Origin of the sequence: Streptococcus mitis, from assembly GCF_946188585.1 — a bacterium.
Taxonomy (GTDB): Bacteria; Bacillota; Bacilli; order Lactobacillales; family Streptococcaceae; genus Streptococcus; species Streptococcus mitis_DG.
The window spans coordinates 66,512-84,951 of sequence record NZ_CAMHVI010000001.1 but is presented as its reverse complement, the minus strand read 5'-3'; the positions used below and the strand labels follow the sequence as shown (position 1 = coordinate 84,951).

The 18,440-nt window shown below is 40.0% G+C and carries 14 protein-coding genes; 12 read left to right on the top strand and 2 right to left on the bottom strand.

Features of this window, described 5'->3' with window-relative positions:
• Positions 1-3 precede the first annotated feature (3 nt).
• The 6 genes from pta to N8M66_RS00385 all read left to right on the top strand — a co-directional run bounded on the left by pta (position 4) and on the right by N8M66_RS00385 (position 6,009).
• Positions 4-978 carry a phosphate acetyltransferase gene (pta, locus tag N8M66_RS00410; protein ID WP_261044938.1) on the top strand — a complete coding sequence of 325 codons (975 nt, stop codon included), beginning with the start codon at positions 4-6 and terminating at the stop codon, positions 976-978.
• Between the two features lie 82 nt (positions 979-1,060).
• Positions 1,061-2,236 carry an A/G-specific adenine glycosylase gene (mutY, locus tag N8M66_RS00405; protein ID WP_261044937.1) on the top strand — a complete coding sequence of 392 codons (1,176 nt, stop codon included), beginning with the start codon at positions 1,061-1,063 and terminating at the stop codon, positions 2,234-2,236.
• 55 nt (positions 2,237-2,291) lie between these two features.
• A complete protein-coding gene (yycF, locus tag N8M66_RS00400) occupies positions 2,292-2,999 on the top strand; it encodes a response regulator YycF (RefSeq protein ID WP_049539286.1) in 708 nt (235 codons plus the stop codon).
• The gene (vicK, locus tag N8M66_RS00395; RefSeq protein ID WP_261044936.1) at positions 2,992-4,341 is read left to right on the top strand and encodes a cell wall metabolism sensor histidine kinase VicK; all 1,350 of its coding nucleotides are present in this window, start codon (positions 2,992-2,994) and stop codon (positions 4,339-4,341) included. The genes yycF and vicK overlap by 8 nt, the downstream gene beginning before the upstream one ends.
• Position 4,342: 1 nt before the next feature.
• Complete coding sequence (locus N8M66_RS00390; protein ID WP_000004961.1) at positions 4,343-5,152, top strand: MBL fold metallo-hydrolase; 810 nt, start codon at positions 4,343-4,345, stop codon at positions 5,150-5,152.
• An 83-nt stretch (positions 5,153-5,235) separates the two neighbouring features.
• A complete protein-coding gene (locus tag N8M66_RS00385) occupies positions 5,236-6,009 on the top strand; it encodes a potassium channel family protein (protein WP_261044934.1) in 774 nt (257 codons plus the stop codon).
• A gap of 37 nt (positions 6,010-6,046) precedes the next feature.
• Here N8M66_RS00385 and N8M66_RS00380 read toward each other — a convergent pair whose 3' ends face one another.
• Positions 6,047-6,394: a thioredoxin gene (locus tag N8M66_RS00380; RefSeq protein ID WP_261044932.1), complete on the bottom strand. Its 348-nt coding sequence runs from the start codon at positions 6,392-6,394 to the stop codon at positions 6,047-6,049.
• Between the two features lie 111 nt (positions 6,395-6,505).
• Entirely contained in the window at positions 6,506-8,224 is a 1,719-nt protein-coding gene (locus N8M66_RS00375) for a phospho-sugar mutase (protein WP_261044930.1), read from the bottom strand.
• Between the two features lie 361 nt (positions 8,225-8,585).
• Between N8M66_RS00375 and N8M66_RS00370 the strand changes: the two genes are divergently transcribed.
• The 6 genes from N8M66_RS00370 to pulA all read left to right on the top strand — a co-directional run bounded on the left by N8M66_RS00370 (position 8,586) and on the right by pulA (position 18,261).
• Positions 8,586-9,710, top strand: a complete 1,125-nt coding sequence (locus N8M66_RS00370; RefSeq protein WP_261044929.1) for a DUF4352 domain-containing protein — start codon at positions 8,586-8,588, stop codon at positions 9,708-9,710.
• Between the two features lie 77 nt (positions 9,711-9,787).
• Positions 9,788-11,689 (top strand): ABC-F family ATP-binding cassette domain-containing protein, encoded by a 1,902-nt coding sequence (locus N8M66_RS00365; protein ID WP_261044927.1) that lies wholly within the window; start codon positions 9,788-9,790, stop codon positions 11,687-11,689.
• Positions 11,690-11,691: 2 nt separating this feature from the next.
• On the top strand, positions 11,692-12,555 hold the full coding sequence (locus N8M66_RS00360) for a MutR family transcriptional regulator (protein WP_261044922.1): 864 nt from the start codon (positions 11,692-11,694) through the stop codon (positions 12,553-12,555).
• A gap of 79 nt (positions 12,556-12,634) precedes the next feature.
• Positions 12,635-13,813: an MFS transporter gene (locus N8M66_RS00355; protein WP_261044919.1), complete on the top strand. Its 1,179-nt coding sequence runs from the start codon at positions 12,635-12,637 to the stop codon at positions 13,811-13,813.
• Between the two features lie 92 nt (positions 13,814-13,905).
• Complete coding sequence (gene ligA, locus N8M66_RS00350; protein ID WP_136937128.1) at positions 13,906-15,864, top strand: NAD-dependent DNA ligase LigA; 1,959 nt, start codon at positions 13,906-13,908, stop codon at positions 15,862-15,864.
• A gap of 117 nt (positions 15,865-15,981) precedes the next feature.
• A complete protein-coding gene (pulA, locus tag N8M66_RS00345) occupies positions 15,982-18,261 on the top strand; it encodes a type I pullulanase (RefSeq protein WP_261044916.1) in 2,280 nt (759 codons plus the stop codon).
• The last annotated feature ends 179 nt before the right edge of the window (positions 18,262-18,440 follow it).

Here is an 18,440-nt window from a genome sequence, read left to right as displayed (position 1 = left end):
CTCATGGAAGTTTTTGAAAGTCTCAAAGCCAACCTTGTTGGTAAAAATGCTCGTATCGTTCTCCCTGAAGGGGAAGAGCCACGTATTCTTCAAGCGACTAAACGCTTGGTAAAAGAAACGGAAGTAATTCCTGTTTTGCTTGGAAATCCTGAAAAAATTAAAATTTATCTTGAAATTGAAGGTATTGAAGATGGTTATGAAGTCATTGACCCTCAACACTATCCTCAATTTGAAGAAATGGTTACTGCTTTGGTAGAGCGCCGTAAGGGCAAAATGTCTGAAGAAGATGCACGCAAGGTTTTGGTTGAAGATGTTAACTACTTTGGTGTTATGTTGGTATACTTGGGCTTGGTTGATGGAATGGTGTCAGGAGCGATTCACTCAACTGCTTCAACAGTTCGCCCAGCCCTTCAAATTATCAAAACTCGTCCAAATGTAACGCGTACGTCAGGTGCCTTCCTCATGGTTCGTGGTACGGAACGTTACCTATTTGGAGACTGTGCTATCAATATCAATCCTGATGCAGAAGCCTTGGCTGAAATTGCCATCAACTCAGCAATCACAGCTAAGATGTTTGGCATCGAACCTAAAATTGCTATGCTAAGCTATTCTACTAAAGGTTCAGGATTTGGTGAAAGCGTCGATAAGGTCGTTGAAGCAACTAAAATTGCTCACGACTTGCGCCCTGACCTCGAAATCGATGGTGAGTTGCAATTTGATGCGGCCTTTGTTCCCGAAACTGCAGCTTTGAAAGCTCCTGGAAGTACAGTAGCTGGTCAAGCAAATGTCTTTATCTTCCCTGGTATCGAGGCAGGAAATATCGGTTACAAGATGGCCGAACGCCTTGGTGGTTTTGCGGCTGTAGGACCTGTTTTGCAAGGTTTGAACAAGCCAGTTAATGACCTTTCTCGTGGATGTAATGCGGATGATGTGTATAAGTTGACCCTTATCACAGCGGCTCAAGCAGTTCATCAATAAGATTTAGTCCTCTTTCCCTTGGAAAGAGGCTTTTTAATACTAGGAAAAGGACAGTTAGAGTCTTCTGTGTTATACTAGAGATATGTTAGATTTGAAAGAATACGGTATCGTCATGTGGCCGGAGGAGAAGATTATTTCTTTCCGTGAGAAACTTCTCGCTTGGTATGATGAAAACAAAAGAGATTTACCTTGGCGTAGAAGTAAAAATCCTTATTATATCTGGGTTTCTGAGATTATGCTCCAGCAGACCAGGGTGGATACGGTTATCCCTTACTATGAACGATTCTTGGACTGGTTTCCAACAGTGAAAAGTTTGGCGAATGCGCCTGAAGAGCGTTTACTGAAGGCTTGGGAAGGTTTGGGTTATTATTCTCGAGTTCGTAATATGCAGGCTGCAGCCCAGCAGATTATGACTGACTTTGGTGGTCAATTTCCAAACACTTATGAAGGAATTTCCAGCTTGAAAGGGATTGGTCCTTATACAGCAGGAGCGATTTCCAGTATTGCTTTTAACTTGCCTGAGCCAGCTGTAGACGGCAATGTCATGCGAGTTTTGGCTCGTATGTTCGAAGTCAATCATGATATTGGCATTCCAAGTAATCGCAAAATTTTTCAGGCAATGATGGAAATCTTGATTGACCCAGAACGTCCTGGTGACTTTAACCAAGCTTTGATGGACTTGGGCTCAGATATTGAGGCACCTGTAAATCCCAGACCAGAAGAAAGCCCAGTTAAGGACTTTAGTGCAGCATATCAGAATGGCACAATGGACCGTTATCCAATCAAGGCTCCAAAGAAAAAGCCGGTTCCTATTTATCTTAAAGCCTTGGTGGTCAAAAATGCTCAGGGACAATTTTTACTTGAAAAAAATGAAAGTGAAAAGCTATTGGCAGGTTTTTGGCATTTCCCCTTGATAGAAGTTGATAACTTTTCGCAAGGAGAGCAGTTTGACCTCTTTCATCAGGTTGCAGAAGAAAATGTGAACTTTGGTCCCAGTCCAGAAGAGAGTTTCCAGCAGGACTATGACTTAGATGTTGATTGGCTTGATGTTTGTTTTGAGACTGTCAAGCATGTCTTTAGTCATCGCAAGTGGCATGTTCAAATTGTAGCAGGCCAGGTGACTGACTTCCATGACTTTTCAGATAGGGAAGTTCGCTGGCTTTCACCAGAAGAGTTTAAGGATTACCCACTTGCCAAACCCCAACAAAAAATCTGGCAGGCTTATGCACAAGCCAACTTAGACGGTAGCAAAGACTAGCTATTGTGTTTTCTTGTTATTTTTTTGATATAATAGTAGAGAAAAAGGTGAACAAATGAAAAAAATATTAATTGTAGATGATGAGAAACCAATCTCGGATATTATCAAGTTTAATATGACCAAGGAAGGTTACGAAGTTGTAACTGCTTTTAATGGTCGTGAAGCGCTAGAGCAATTTGAAGCAGAGCAACCAGATATTATTATTCTGGATTTGATGCTTCCGGAAATTGATGGTTTAGAAGTTGCTAAGACTATTCGTAAGACCAGTAGTGTGCCGATTATCATGCTGTCGGCTAAAGACAGTGAGTTTGATAAGGTTATCGGTTTAGAGCTTGGGGCGGATGACTATGTAACCAAACCCTTCTCGAATCGTGAGCTTCAGGCGCGTGTCAAAGCTCTTCTCCGTCGTACAGATTTGACTTCTGTAGATAATCAAGAATCTGATGAAAAGAAAACTCAGCCTTTGCAAATTGGTGACTTGGAGATTGTACCAGATGCTTATGTAGCTAAAAAATACGGTGAAGAACTAGACTTGACTCACCGTGAATTTGAGCTTTTGTATCACTTGGCATCTCATATCGGTCAAGTAATTACGCGAGAACACTTACTTGAAACGGTCTGGGGTTACGATTATTTCGGAGATGTTCGAACAGTTGACGTAACTATCAGACGTTTGCGTGAGAAGATTGAAGATACACCAAGTCGTCCAGAGTATATCCTAACACGTCGCGGTGTTGGTTATTATATGAGAAATAATGATTGAATTTATTAGAAAAAATATTCTTACTAGTGATTTTATCTTCATTTTAATTTTATTGGGTTTTATCTTGATTGTTACCTTACTCTTGCTAGAAAATCGGCGAGATAATATTCGGTTGAAGCAAATTAATCAAAAGGTGAAAGACCTGATTGCAGGAGACTATTCTCAGGTATTGGATATGCAGGGAAGCTCTGAAATCACTAATATTACCAATAATCTCAATGATTTATCAGAAGTAATCCGTTTGACTCAAGAAAATCTGGAACAAGAGAGTAAACGATTACATAGTATCCTGTCTTACATGACGGATGGAGTCCTTGCGACCAATCGTCGTGGCAAGATTACTATGATTAATGACATGGCTAAGAAACAGCTGGGTGTTCAGAAAGAAGAGGTTCTCAATAAAAGTATTCTAGAATTGCTTAAGATTGAAGATGAGTATGAACTTCGTGATTTGATTACGCAGATTCCTGAACTCATGATTGATTCTCAGGATGACAATGGTGAATATCTGAGCCTTCGTGTACGCTTTGCCTTGGTCCGTCGAGAATCTGGCTTTATCTCAGGTCTGGTTGCCGTTCTGCATGATACAACGGAGCAAGAGAAGGAAGAGCGCGAACGGAGACTCTTTGTTTCCAACGTTAGTCATGAGTTACGGACGCCTCTGACTAGTGTAAAATCCTATCTTGAAGCCCTGGATGAGGGAGCCTTGTCAGAACCTATTGCACCAGACTTTATCAAGGTGTCTTTAGACGAAACTAATCGTATGATGCGGATGGTGACAGACCTTCTCCATCTTTCACGAATTGATAATGCAACCAGTCACCTGGATGTGGAATTAATCAATTTCACTGCCTTTATAACCTTTATCCTCAACCGTTTTGATAAGATGAGAGGACCAGATGAAGAGAAAAAATATGAATTGGTTAGAGATTATCCTATTACCTCTGTCTGGATAGAGATAGATACAGATAAGATGACACAGGTGATTGATAATATTCTCAACAATGCCATTAAATATTCTCCAGATGGTGGGAAAATCACAGTAACGATGAAGACAACTGATGAACAGATGATATTATCCATCTCTGACCAAGGTTTGGGTATTCCTAAGCAGGATTTACCACGTATTTTTGACCGTTTCTACCGTGTGGACCGTGCTAGAAGTCGTGCCCAAGGTGGAACAGGCTTGGGACTGTCTATTGCCAAAGAAATTATCAAACAACATAAGGGCTTTATTTGGGCCAAGAGTGAATACGGTGAGGGTTCAACCTTTACCATTGTACTCCCTTATGATAAGGATGCAGTGAAAGAAGAAGTATGGGAGGATGAAGTAGAAGACTAGAATGAGTGAAACAGGCTTTAAATACAGTATTTTAGCGTCGGGTTCCAGTGGAAATTCCTTTTATCTGGAAACACCAAAAAAGAAGCTTTTAGTGGATGCAGGCTTGTCTGGTAAAAAGATTACTAGCCTACTTGCTGAAATTAATCGCAAACCAGAAGACTTGGACGCCATCTTGATTACCCATGAGCATTCAGACCATATCCATGGAGTTGGTGTGTTGGCTCGCAAGTATGGTATGGATCTTTATGCCAATGAAAAAACTTGGCAAGCTATGGAAAATAGTAAGTATCTTGGCAAGGTGGATTCTTCGCAGAAGCACATCTTTGAGATGGGCAAAACCAAGACATTTGGAGATATCGATATCGAGAGTTTTGGTGTGAGTCATGATGCGGTTGCACCGCAGTTCTATCGCTTTATGAAGGATGATAAGAGTTTTGTCCTTTTGACAGATACAGGTTATGTCAGTGACCGTATGGCTGGAATAGTCGAAAATGCAGACGGTTATCTCATCGAGTCCAACCACGATGTAGAGATTTTGCGAGCAGGTTCTTATGCTTGGCGACTCAAACAACGAATCCTATCGGATCTCGGTCACCTTTCTAACGAGGACGGTGCTGAAGCCATGATTCGTACCTTGGGAAATCGCACTAAGAAAATCTACCTAGGACATTTGTCTAAAGAGAACAATATCAAGGAGCTGGCTCATATGACTATGGTCAATCAGCTAGCCCAGGCTGATCTGGGAGTCGGAGTAGACTTTAAGGTTTATGATACCTCACCAGATACCGCAACACCATTGACGGATATATAAAAAAGAAGGCGAGTGCCTTCTTTTTATAAATTAGTAGATATTTGTTGTGGTATAATGTTTAAAAATGACATAGGAGAAGTAGTGTGAAAAGAAAATGGTTATTTAAGGATTACTATGATACAACGATTATCATACTTGCGTTGATATCTGTTGTTTTAGTCTTGCTTGGATTTGCTGAGATGATTGACTTGGATAATCCTCCATACAATATTATTGATTTACTACTTTGGGGTGTTTTCGGGGTAGATTATGCCTGGCGGTTCTTTTTAAGCAAAGGGAAATGGCGATTCATAATTGAAAATATTTTTGATTTGCTAGCTATCCTGCCTTTTAATGCTATTTTTACAGTGTTTCGATTAGGCCGTATCTTTCGCCTAGCAAGACTGACAAAATTACTGAAACTGACTCGTCTTTTAAGAATCGTTGGATTGACTGGTAAGCTGGAAAAGAAGATTGGAAAACTCTTACGAACAAATGGCTTGCTTTATATTTTCTATCTCAATTCCTTTATTGTGCTGGTAGGAAGTTCGATTTTATCCGTTGTTGAAGAAAAATCTTTCTCAGATAGTCTTTGGTGGGCTCTTGTTACTGTAACGACAGTTGGTTATGGGGATATTGTTCCGAATTCGATCTTTGGTAAATGGTTAGCTGTCTTATTAATGCTTGTTGGTATTGGAACAATAGGAATGTTAACGAGTGCCTTGACGAATTTTTTCGTAAAAGAGAATCTAGATGAACAGATAAAACTTGATAAACTCCAAGATGAATTGTCTAGTCAGAGAATGTTACTAGAGAGACAATCCGAGAAGATAGAAGAACTACATAGAATGATACAAGATTTGCTTGAAAAAACGTAATTTTAATCATTAAAAAACCACTCGATGAGTGGCTTTTTTACAATCCTGCGAATTCTTTGATTTCTTGTGCTGACATTGAAGAGTCGCAACGGACATTGATTTGTCCATCTGCAATGTGAACAAATCCTGGTACAGTTGGGATTCCGTAACGTGAACGGAATGCTTGCAGCTCATTGAGTTGGCTTGCTTCTTCACTGTTGATGAAGTAGATGTGAGCTTTGGTTTCAGATACGACACCTGACAATGTACCTGCAAATTTACGGCAGTAAGGGCAAGTTTTGCGACCGATAAAGAAGGTTGCAGTTTCTTTTTTATCAAGAGCTTCTTGCGCACGCGCAACTGTAGTGACTTCAAGGTCTTTGATGTTATCTAAAAATTGTTCCATGAGATTACCTCGCTTTCATTGATATGTCTAGTATGCCATAAAGTTTCTAAAATTGCTTAGATTTGATACGAAAAAAAGATGAGATTGGTTTATCTCATCTTTTATAGGATTTTATTTTACAAAAGCATTGATTTCTGCTTCGATGTTTGCAATCTTAGCTTGTGATTCTTCGTTGGTTTCCCCTACAACTGCAATGTAGAACTTGATTTTTGGTTCTGTCCCTGAAGGGCGAACGGCAATCCATGAACCGTCAGCAAGTGTGTATTTCAAAACATCACTTGGAGGTGTTGTTAAGTTTGTAACAGTTCCGTCAGCAGCAGTAGCAGTTTGAGCCTTGAAGTCTTCTACGACAGTGATAGCTGTTGTGTTCCATTCTTTTGGAGCATTGTTACGGAATTTAGACATAATCGCTTTGATTTGTTCAGCACCATCGACACCAGAAAGGGTAACAGAGATAGTCTTTTCTGCGTAGTAACCGTACTCTTTGTAGATTTCTTCGATACCGTCAGCAAGTGTCAAACCACGTGAACGGTAGTAGGCAGCAAGTTCAGCAACGACTAGAACAGCTTGGATAGCGTCTTTATCACGTACGAATGGTTTAATCAAGTAACCGAAGCTTTCTTCAAATCCCATCATGTAAGTGTGATTGTGTTTTTCTTCGAATTCTTGGATTTTTTCAGCGATAAATTTGAAACCTGTCAAGACGTTGAACATAGTTGCGCCGTAGCTTTCAGCAATCTTCGTTACCAAGTCAGTTGATACGATAGATTTACATAGGGCTGCATTTTCAGGAAGAGTTCCAGCGTTTTTGTGGGCTTCCAAGATGTATTTTGCCATGATAGCACCGATTTGGTTACCTGAAAGGTTGAGGTAGCTACCATCTTTTTGAAGAACTTCAACACCAACACGGTCAGCATCAGGGTCAGTTGCGACAAGAACGTCTGCACCAACTTGACGACCAAGTTCTTCAGCAAGAGCAAAAGCTGCTTGGCTTTCTGGGTTTGGAGATTTTACAGTTGAGAAGTCTGGGTCTGGAGTTGCTTGAGCTTCAACGACTTGAACAGAGTCAAATCCTGCTTGGGCAAGAGCACGACGAGCTAACATTTCACCAGTACCATGAAGTGGTGTGTAGACAATCTTCATGTCTTTACCAAATTCTTCAATCAAGGCTGGGTTGATGTTCACATCTTTGACTTCTTTGAGGTATTCTACGTCAACAGCTTCGCCGATAACTTCAATCAAGCCAGAAGCTTTTTCAGCTTCCACATCAGCAACTTCAACTGCAAATGGATTTTCGATTGCACGGATATAAGTAGTCAAAGCGTCTGCATCGTGTGGAGGCATTTGTCCACCGTCTTCACCGTAAACCTTGTAACCGTTAAATGGAGCAGGGTTGTGGCTGGCTGTGACCATAATACCTGCAAAACAGTTGAGGTGACGAACTGCAAATGAGAGTTCTGGAGTTGGACGAAGGCTTTCAAACACATAAGATTTGATACCGTGTTTAGCAAGAACTGCTGCAGATTCAAAGGCAAACTCTGGTGAGAAGTGACGGCTATCGTAGGCAATTGCTACACCACGTTCTTTTTCGTTTCCACCTTTTGACTCAATCAAACGAGCCAATCCTTCAGTAGCTTGGCGAACAACGTAGATATTGATGCGGTTTGTACCAGCACCAATCAAGCCACGCATACCTGCAGTACCAAATTCAAGATTTGTATAGAAGGCATCTTCCTTTGTTTTTTCATCCATATTTTCCAAATCTTGACGAAGGTAGTCAGGAAGCTCCGCAAAATCAACCCATTTCTGGTAATTTTCTTGGTAAGACATTGAAATTCTCCTTTTTGTAAATTGTTTTAACCGTTCACATTATAGCACTTTTTAGCGCTTTAGTAAAACGTTAGCATGAGAGTCACTACTTTAATAAATCATTTTCCTCACGATATCTATCAGATTTAGTTTTCTGGTTTTCTATTGTATAAGCATAGGAAATAGATTTTAAAAAAACATTTAGTGATTAGTTAGGCATTTATAATTTGTTCCACCAATTTTAGAAAGAATTCTATAATTTTTAGATTTTTTTAAACATTCGGTTTTCTGTTTTGAATATTATTATACCTATGGTATAATATCAGTAATAATAAAAGGAGACATTCTATTATGAAAAAAAATTCTTAAGCATTCTGCTTTGTTGTTATCAGCTTTAGCACTTGTTGCTTGTGGAACTTCGAAAAAAGCCAGCGACAACGGTACTGCATCAAATTCTAACTTTGAAATATCTGTTAAAGATGGAATGTTTGTATTGCCTAAGGATGAAAATTCATCTTCAAACTATCTTGCACTTCAAGTAGAAATCAAAAACAATCGTGACAAACAGTTCAGTTTCACTAGTCGCGATATCACTCTTTATAATGAAAAAGATGAAAAAGTAGAACCAATTCAAATGTATGAGAGTGATAGTAAAACTAAATTCATGGATTATGGTGATAGTATTTCTAAAGGAAAAAGTGTAGCTGGCTATGTTGTTTATGAAGTTGATAAAAATGCTAAATATGAACTGCATTTTGCACCTAGCTTCTATGAAGACATCAAAGAAACATCTAATAAGAATAATGATGTAGCTATCAAAGTTGATCCAAGTAAGTACGAAGATCATATTGATGAAGCTAAAGAGGTAATGAAAAAGTATGTTGATGCGGTCTACCTTGATGGGGAAAGCTCAGGTGGTGGGAAAAAACTAAGCACTACTGACAACAAGGCTAAAGTTGTTGCCCTTGCAGATGAAAAAAAATCATCTGATAATGGAGCTGAATTCACTAATGATGTTAAGGCTGATCGGGAAGAATTCATTAAGAAATTTACAGAATCATTCGGAAAAAGTTTTTATAACTACAAACCTTCAGATTCAGAACTTCGCACCTTTGCTGAAGGATATATCAAAGCTAATGCTAAACGAGCAAAGGTAGAATACAAAGTAAAAACTTATTTACCTGATTATGCAGTTATCTATGTAAGACCAGAAACAATTGACTTGGAAAACTTAAATGTTTTTGAACTAAGCCGTAAATTCTACGAAGAAAATAAAGGAAAATATGGTAACTATTCAGAAGCTATGAAAGCTGGTGAGAAATATATTCTAGAAAATGCTCCAAGCCAATTTGAGTCTACTCCTCTAGATACTAGTGATAGTATGAGAAAAGAGGGGTATGAAATTAAAATGAGTAAAAAAGATGGGAAATGGACCATTGACACTTCTTCTAAGAACTATGATTTAAAAGATATGGTTCGCACATTCCGTGGAGGGGTTGGTTATTAATATTAAAAGTTCGAGTTTTAAACTTGAACTTTTTTATTGCATTTGTATAAAATAGAAAAAGATAGTAAAATAGGTTTATGATTATTTTACAAGCTAATAAAATTGAACGTTCTTTTGCAGGAGAAGTTCTTTTTGATAATATTAACCTACAAGTTGATGAACGAGATCGGATAGCCCTTGTTGGGAAAAATGGTGCAGGTAAGTCTACTCTTTTGAAGATTTTAGTTGGAGAAGAGGAGCCAACTAGTGGAGAAATCAATAAGAAAAAAGATATTTCTCTGTCTTACCTAGCCCAAGATAGCCGTTTTGAGTCTGAAAATACCATCTACGATGAGATACTTCATGTCTTTGATGACCTGCGTCAGACTGAGAAACAACTTCGTCAGATGGAGTTGGAGATGGGTGAAAAGTCTGGTGAAGATTTGGATAAACTGATGTTAGATTACGACCGCTTATCTGAGAATTTTCGCCAAGCAGGTGGCTTTACCTATGAAGCTGATATACGAGCGATTTTGAATGGATTCAAGTTTGACGAATCTATGTGGCAGATGAAAATTGCCGAGCTTTCGGGTGGTCAAAATACTCGTCTGGCACTTGCCAAAATGCTCCTTGAAAAGCCAAATCTCTTGGTCTTGGACGAGCCAACCAACCACTTGGATATTGAAACCATTGCCTGGCTAGAGAATTACTTGGTAAACTATAGCGGTGCCCTCATTATTGTCAGCCACGACCGTTATTTCTTGGACAAGGTTGCGACAATTACGCTAGATTTGACCAAGCATTCCTTGGATCGCTATGTGGGAAATTACTCTCGTTTTGTCGAGTTGAAGGAGCGAAAGCTAGCTACTGAAGCAAAAAATTATGAAAAGCAGCAGAAGGAGATCGCTGCTCTGGAAGACTTTGTCAATCGCAATTTAGTCCGAGCTTCAACGACCAAACGTGCCCAATCTCGACGTAAACAACTGGAAAAAATGGAACGTTTGGACAAGCCTGAAGCTGGTAAGAAAGCAGCCAACATGACCTTCCAGTCTGAAAAAACGTCGGGCAATGTTGTTTTGACTGTTGAAAATGCAGCTATTGGCTATGATGGGGAAGTCCTGTCACAACCGATTAACCTAGACCTTCGTAAGATGAATGCTGTCGCCATCGTTGGTCCCAATGGTATTGGCAAGTCAACCTTTATCAAGTCTATTGTGGACCATATTCCTTTTATCAAGGGTGAGAAGCGCTTTGGCGCTAATGTTGAGGTTGGTTACTATGACCAAACCCAAAGCAAGCTGACACCAAGTAATACGGTACTTGATGAACTTTGGAATGATTTTAAACTGACACCAGAAGTTGAAATCCGTAACCGTCTAGGTGCCTTCCTTTTCTCAGGAGATGATGTTAAAAAATCAGTTGGCATGCTGTCTGGTGGCGAGAAAGCTCGTTTGCTTTTGGCTAAACTGTCTATGGAAAACAACAACTTTTTGATTCTGGATGAGCCAACCAACCACTTGGATATTGATAGCAAGGAAGTGCTAGAAAATGCCTTGATTGACTTTGATGGAACTCTTCTATTCGTCAGCCACGACCGTTACTTTATCAATCGTGTAGCAACTCATGTTTTGGAATTGTCTGAGAATGGCTCGACTCTTTACTTGGGTGATTACGACTACTATGTCGAGAAGAAAGCAGAAGTAGAAATGAGTCAGACTGAGGAAACTTCAACTAACAATCAAGCAAAAGAATCAAGTCCAGTCAATGATTATCAGGCCCAGAAAGAAAGTCAAAAAGAAGTTCGCAAACTCATGCGACAAATCGAAAGTCTTGAAGCTGAAATTGAAGAGTTAGAAAGTCAAAGCCAAGACATTTCTGAACAAATGTTGGAAACCAACGATGCTGGCGAACTCATGGAATTGCAGGCTGAGCTGGACAAAATCAGCCATCGTCAGGAAGAAGCTATGCTTGAGTGGGAAGAATTATCAGAGCAGGTGTAAAGATGGAACATCTTGGAAAAGTATTTCGTGAATTTCGAACAAGTGGAAATTATTCTTTAAAGGAAGCGGCAGGGGAGTCCTGTTCAACTTCCCAGTTATCTCGCTTTGAGCTTGGGGAGTCTGACCTAGCAGTCTCACGTTTCTTTGAGATTTTGGATAACATTCATGTTACAATCGAAAATTTCATGGACAAGGCAAGGAATTTTCATAATCATGAACATGTTGCCATGATGGGACAAATTGTGCCTCTTTACTATTCAAATGATATTGCAGGTTTTCAAAAGCTTCAAAGGGAACAACTTGAAAAAGCTAAGAGTTCGACGACTCCCCTTTATTTTGAGCTGAACTGGATTTTGTTACAAGGTCTGATTTGTCAAAGAGATTCGACTTATGAGATGAAACAGGATGATTTGGATAAGGTAGCAGATTATCTCTTCAAAACAGAAGAATGGACCATGTATGAGTTGATTCTTTTCGGGAACCTCTATAGTTTCTACGATGTGGACTATGTCACTCGGATTGGTAGAGAAGTTATGGAGAGGGAGGAATTTTACCAAGAGATTGGTCGCCATAAGAGATTGGTGTTGATTTTGGCCCTCAATTGTTATCAACATTGTTTAGAGCATCTTTCTTTTGATAATGCTAGTTATTTCGAGGCTTATACAGAGAAGATTATTGGTAAAGGGATCAAACTGTATGAGCGTAATATTTTCCATTATCTAAAAGGATTTTCCTTGTACCAAAAAGGACAGTGTAAAGAAGGGTGTAAGCAGATGCAAGAAGCCATGCATATTTTTGACCTACTAGGTCTTCCAGAGCAAGTAGCCTACTATCAGGAACACTACGAGAAATTTGTCAAAGATTAGTTTTCCCAAATAAGGGAAAAAATAAAAAGCTCCTTTCAGTTTTGATACAATAGTTTCAAAATTTGAGAGGAGTTTTTATATGAATCGCTATGCAGTACAGTTGATTAGCCGCGGAGCTGTTAACAAGATAGGGAATATGCTCTATGATTATGGAAATAGTGTCTGGTTGGCGTCCATGGGTACTATCGGGCAGACTGTTTTAGGAATGTATCAGATTTCTGAACTCGTCACATCTATTCTCGTCAATCCTTTTGGTGGAGTTATTTCAGACCGTTTTTCTCGTCGTAGGATTTTAATGGCGACAGACCTTGTTTGTGGGATTCTTTGTCTGGCTATTTCTTTCATAAGGAATGACAGCTGGATGATTGGGGCTTTGATTTTTGCCAATATTGTTCAGGCGGTTGCATTTGCATTTTCTCGTACAGCCAATAAAGCCATTATAACTGAGGTTGTTGAGAAAGACGAGATTGTGACCTACAATGCTCGCTTAGAGTTAGCCTTGCAGGTTGTAGCTGTAAGTTCTCCTGTACTTTCCTTCCTTGTTTTACAATTTGCCAGTCTCCATACGACGCTTGTTTTAGATGCCATTAGTTTTTTCATCGCATTTACCTTGGTAGCTTTTCTCCCTAAAAAAGAGACTCAGGAACAAGAGAAAAAGACTTTCAGCTGGAAAGCCATTTTTGCTGATATGAAAGATGGACTTGCCTATATTTGGAGCCAGAAAGAAATCTTTTTCCTTTTGTTAGTAGCTTCCAGTGTTAATTTCTTTTTTGCCGCTTTTGAATTTCTCCTCCCCTTTTCAAATAGGCTTTACGGAGTAGAAGGAGCCTATGCAAGTATTTTAACTATGGGGGCTATTGGTTCCATCATTGGGGCTCTTCTAGCTAGTAAAATTAAAGCTAATGTTTATAATCTTTTGATTTTACTGGCTTTGACAGGTGTCGGAGTTCTTATGATGGGATTACCACTTCCAAATTTGCTTTCCTTTTCTGGAAATTTAGTTTGTGAATTGTTTATGACAATTTTTAATATTCACTTTTTTACTCAGGTGCAAACCAAGGTTGAGGGGGAATGTTTGGGGAGAGTATTAAGCACAATTTTTACCTTAGCCATTCTATTTATGCCTATTGCCAAAGGTTTTATGACAGTGCTACCAAGTGTACATCTCTTTTCTTTCTTGATAATTGGAAGCGGGGTTATCATCCTGTCTTGTCTATCCCTCGTGTATGTGCGAACTCATTTTGAAAAAGAGACATAAGTTTGCTTGTACTTCAAAAATAATTCCAATCTGAGTGTTTTTTCCGCCCTTCTCGTTTGTGAGGAGGGCTTACTTTGTGGTAAAATGGTTTTATGAATAAAAGAATGAATGAGTTAGTCGCCTTGCTCAATCGCTATGCGACTGAGTACTATACCAGCGATAATCCGTCGGTTTCTGACAGTGAGTATGATCGCCTTTACCGAGAGTTGGTTGAGTTAGAAACTGCCTATCCAGATCAAGTGTCAGCAGACAGTCCAACCCATCGTGTTGGTGGTAAGGTTTTAGATGGTTTTGAAAAATACAGTCATCAGTATCCTCTTTATAGTTTGCAGGATGCTTTTTCACGTGAGGAGCTTGAAGCTTTTGACGCGCGTGTTCGTAAGGAAGTAGCCCATCCAACCTATATTTGTGAGCTGAAAATCGATGGCTTGTCTATCTCGCTGACTTATGAAAAGGGGATTTTAGTTGTTGGTGCAACACGTGGAGACGGTTCTGTTGGGGAAAATATCACAGAAAACCTCAAGCGTGTTAAGGACATTCCTTTGACCTTGCCAGAAGAACTAGATATCACAGTTCGTGGGGAGTGTTACATGCCACGCGCTTCTTTTGATCAGGTCAACCAAGCTCGCCAAGAAAATGGAGAGCCTGAATTTGCCAATCCTCGTAATGCGGCAGCAGGAACCCTGCGTCAGCTGGATACAGCAGTAGTAGCCAAGCGCAATCTTGCAACCTTTCTCTATCAAGAAGCCAGCCCTTCAACTCGAGATAGTCAAGAAAAGGTTTTGAAGCACCTAGAACAACTAGGTTTTGTAGTCAATCCTAAGCGAATCTTGGCTGAAAACATAGATGAAATCTGGGATTTTATCCAAGAAGTAGGAGAGGAACGGGACAATCTGCCTTATGATATCGATGGGGTGGTGATCAAGGTCAACGACCTAGCAGGTCAAGAAGAACTTGGCTTTACCGTTAAGGCTCCAAAGTGGGCAGTGGCCTACAAGTTCCCAGCTGAAGAAAAAGAAGCTCAACTCTTATCAGTTGACTGGACAGTTGGCCGTACGGGTGTTGTAACCCCAACTGCCAATCTAACACCAGTACAACTAGCTGGTACAACTGTTAGCCGTGCGACTCTGCACAATGTGGATTATATTGCTGAAAAAGATATCCGTAAAGACGACACGGTTATCGTCTGTAAGTCTGGAGATATTATCCCTGCCGTCTTGCGTGTGGTAGAATCCAAACGGATTTCTGAAGAAAAACTAGATATTCCATCAAATTGCCCAAGTTGTGATAGTCAGTTGCTTCATTTTGAAGATGAAGTTGCCTTACGTTGTGTTAACCCCGATTGCCCAGCACAAATCATGGGAAGTTTGATTCACTTTGCCTCTCGAGATGCCATGAATATCACAGGCCTTGGGCCATCTATTGTTGAGAAACTCTTTGCTGCAGATCTAGTCAAGGATGTGGCAGATATTTACCGTTTGAAAGAAGAAGATTTCCTCCTTTTAGAAGGTGTTAAGGAAAAGTCCGCTTCTAAACTGTATCAGGCTATCCAAGCATCAAAGGAAAATTCTGCCGAGAAGCTCTTGTTTGGTCTGGGAATTCGTCATGTAGGAAGCAAGGCCAGTCAGCTCTTACTCCAACATTTTCATTCAATCGAAAATCTGGCTCAGGCAGATCCAGAGGAAGTGGCTAGTATTGAAAGTCTGGGTGGCGTGATTGCCAAGAGTCTTCAGACTTACTTTGCGACAGAAGGCTCTGAAATTCTCCTCAGAGAATTGAAAGAAGCTGGAGTCAATCTGGATTATAAAGGTCAGACAGTAGTAGCGGATGCAGCCTTGTCAGGCTTGACCGTTGTATTGACAGGAAAATTGGAACGGCTCAAGCGCTCAGAAGCTAAAAGTAAACTCGAAAGTCTTGGTGCCAAGGTAACAGGCAGTGTTTCTAAAAAGACCGACCTCGTTGTGGCAGGTGTAGATGCTGGAAGTAAACTTCAAAAGGCACAAGAACTTGGTATCGAAGTTCGAGATGAAGCTTGGCTAGAAAGTCTGTAATGAACGTTTAAAAACAGAGTTTAGACAGTATAACTAGTTTGTTAATCGGGACAAAATCGGTCAAGAATTTATTAGTGAAATAGAAACAAATCAAGAAGTAAAGAGGAAAAATAAAAAATGTTTAACTACCCTATGCGCATTCATTACCATCGTAAGAATGGAGAATACGATACTTGCTCTTTTGTAAAAAGTCAGGATCAACGAATTGATTTGCTGACCTACAAAGAAGATTATTTTGGCGCCTTATTTAGTTTTGAACACCCAAGTGCTCATGCCCTAGAAAGCTTGAATTTTGTGGTTCATACAGGCCAAACTAGTAAAGAGTATGCTATCCGTTTTAATCACTATCCTCTTTTAACAGAAGTCTGGATTTTGGAAGGGGATGATAGGATTTATTATTCTGAAAATCCTGCTATTGCCAGTCCTTTCTATAAGAATCAAAATCCTTTTGCCTTTGACAAGGCCATTAATAGTGCTAGTTTTGACCACCATTGGGGTTACCAAGGTGAATTGGGTTGCCGTGTAGAGGATAATCAGGCTCATTTTGCCCTTTGGGCTCCTACAGCTACAGAAGTACAGGTTGTCGTTTATGAATCAGCTGCTAATGATGCTCCTGTTTGGAAAACATTTGATATGGAAAGAGGCAATAGCTACTCCTATAATCATAAGGACAATACAATCGGTGTCTGGAGTTTGGATGTTGAGGAAGATTTGACTGGTAAGGCTTATCAGTATCAAGTTCAATTCCCTCACCACCAAACACTGACACGCGACCCATACACAATTGCGACCAGTCCCGATGGCAAACGATCAGCTATCCTGAGCCATGAAGAAAAGCAAGTTGCAAACTTCGAGGTCAAGCACGGTTCAGAGGCTACTTGGCGCTTGACAAATCCATGTAAGGCAGTTATTTGTGAAATGCACATTCGTGATTTGACCAAATCATCGACCTCAGGTGTGGATGAACATCTTCGAGGAACTTTCTTGGGTGCTGCTCAGACTGGAACGGTTAACCAGTATGGCCAAGCAACTGCTTTTGATTACATCAAGAAGATAGGTTACAATTATGTTCAGTTGCAACCAATTGCAGATCGTCACAAAGAATACGATGAGGATGGGAATGTAACCTACAACTGGGGTTATGATCCACAAAACTATAATGCACCAGAAACCAGCCTTTCAACCAATCCAGAGGATCCAGCTCAGGTTATTCGTGATTTGAAGATCATGGTTCAAGCTTATCATGATGCGGGTATTGGTGTCATTATGGATGTGGTCTATAATCATACCTTCTCAGTAGTTGATGCACCTTTCCAAACAACTGTCCCTGATTATTATTATCGTATGAATCCAGACGGTACCTTCCAGAATGGAACGGGTGTTGGAAATGAAACAGCCAGTGAACACGAAATGTTCCGCAAGTACATGATTGATTCTCTCCTATACTGGGTGCAGGAATACAATATTGACGGCTTCCGTTTTGACTTAATGGGGATTCATGATGTCAAGACCATGCAGATGATTCGTCAGAGCTTGGATGAAATCGACCCTAACATTATCCTTTATGGAGAAGGATGGGATATGGGAACAGGTCTTGCACCTTATGATAAGGCTAAGAAGGACAATGCCTACCAGATGCCAAACATCGGTTTCTTTAATGATAATCAGCGTGATGCTGTCAAAGGTGGAGAAGTTTACGGTGCTATCAAGTCAGGTTTTGTCAGTGGTGCTGCGACAGAACCAATTCTGGCCAAAGCAATCCTGGGCAGTCGTGAATTAGGAACCTATACACATCCAAATCAGGTGCTTAACTATGTGGAAGCCCATGACAATTACAATCTTCACGATTTGTTGGCAACCCTACATCCAGACCAAAGTTCAGAGCAAATCATGCGCAAAGTCGAAACTGCCACAGCCATGAATCTACTCATGCAAGGGATGGCCTTTATGGAAATTGGTCAAGAATTTGGTCGCACAAAACTAGTTGCCACTGGTGAAAATGGCGAGTTGACACATGATGATAGAGAGCGTGCTATGAATAGCTATAACGCTCCTGACAGTGTGAATCAAGTCAACTGGGACTTGCTTAATGAGCGTCAAGACAGTATTGAGTTTATCCGTCAGATGATTCGATTGAAGACAGAAACCAGTGCCTTCTCTTACCCTACTTATGATGAAATTTACCATCATGTCTTCGTTCATTCAGCTCACGAACATAGCGGTTGGATTGTCTATGAGATTCACGGGGAAGAACATCTATTGGTTGTCTTTAATGCTAAAGGGCAAGACTTCCAGTTTGAAAATGCTGGAAATATAGAACTTTTGGTGACCAATAGCCATTTAGCTGATAAAGACATGGTTGGTGGTGTTAGTGCCAGCGTCTTCAAAGTTTTGTAGAATAGATTTACAATTTAAATTCATTTGCAGTTCTGTATCTCTCAAAAACAATATAATCAGGAAATTCGTTTCCTGGTTTATTTTTTACTTAAAATCACATTTTTGTTAGGAAAATGACGAACTTTATGATAGTATAATAAAAAAACAATCTGTTTTCAAAGTGTTTCTGAAAAATTCTT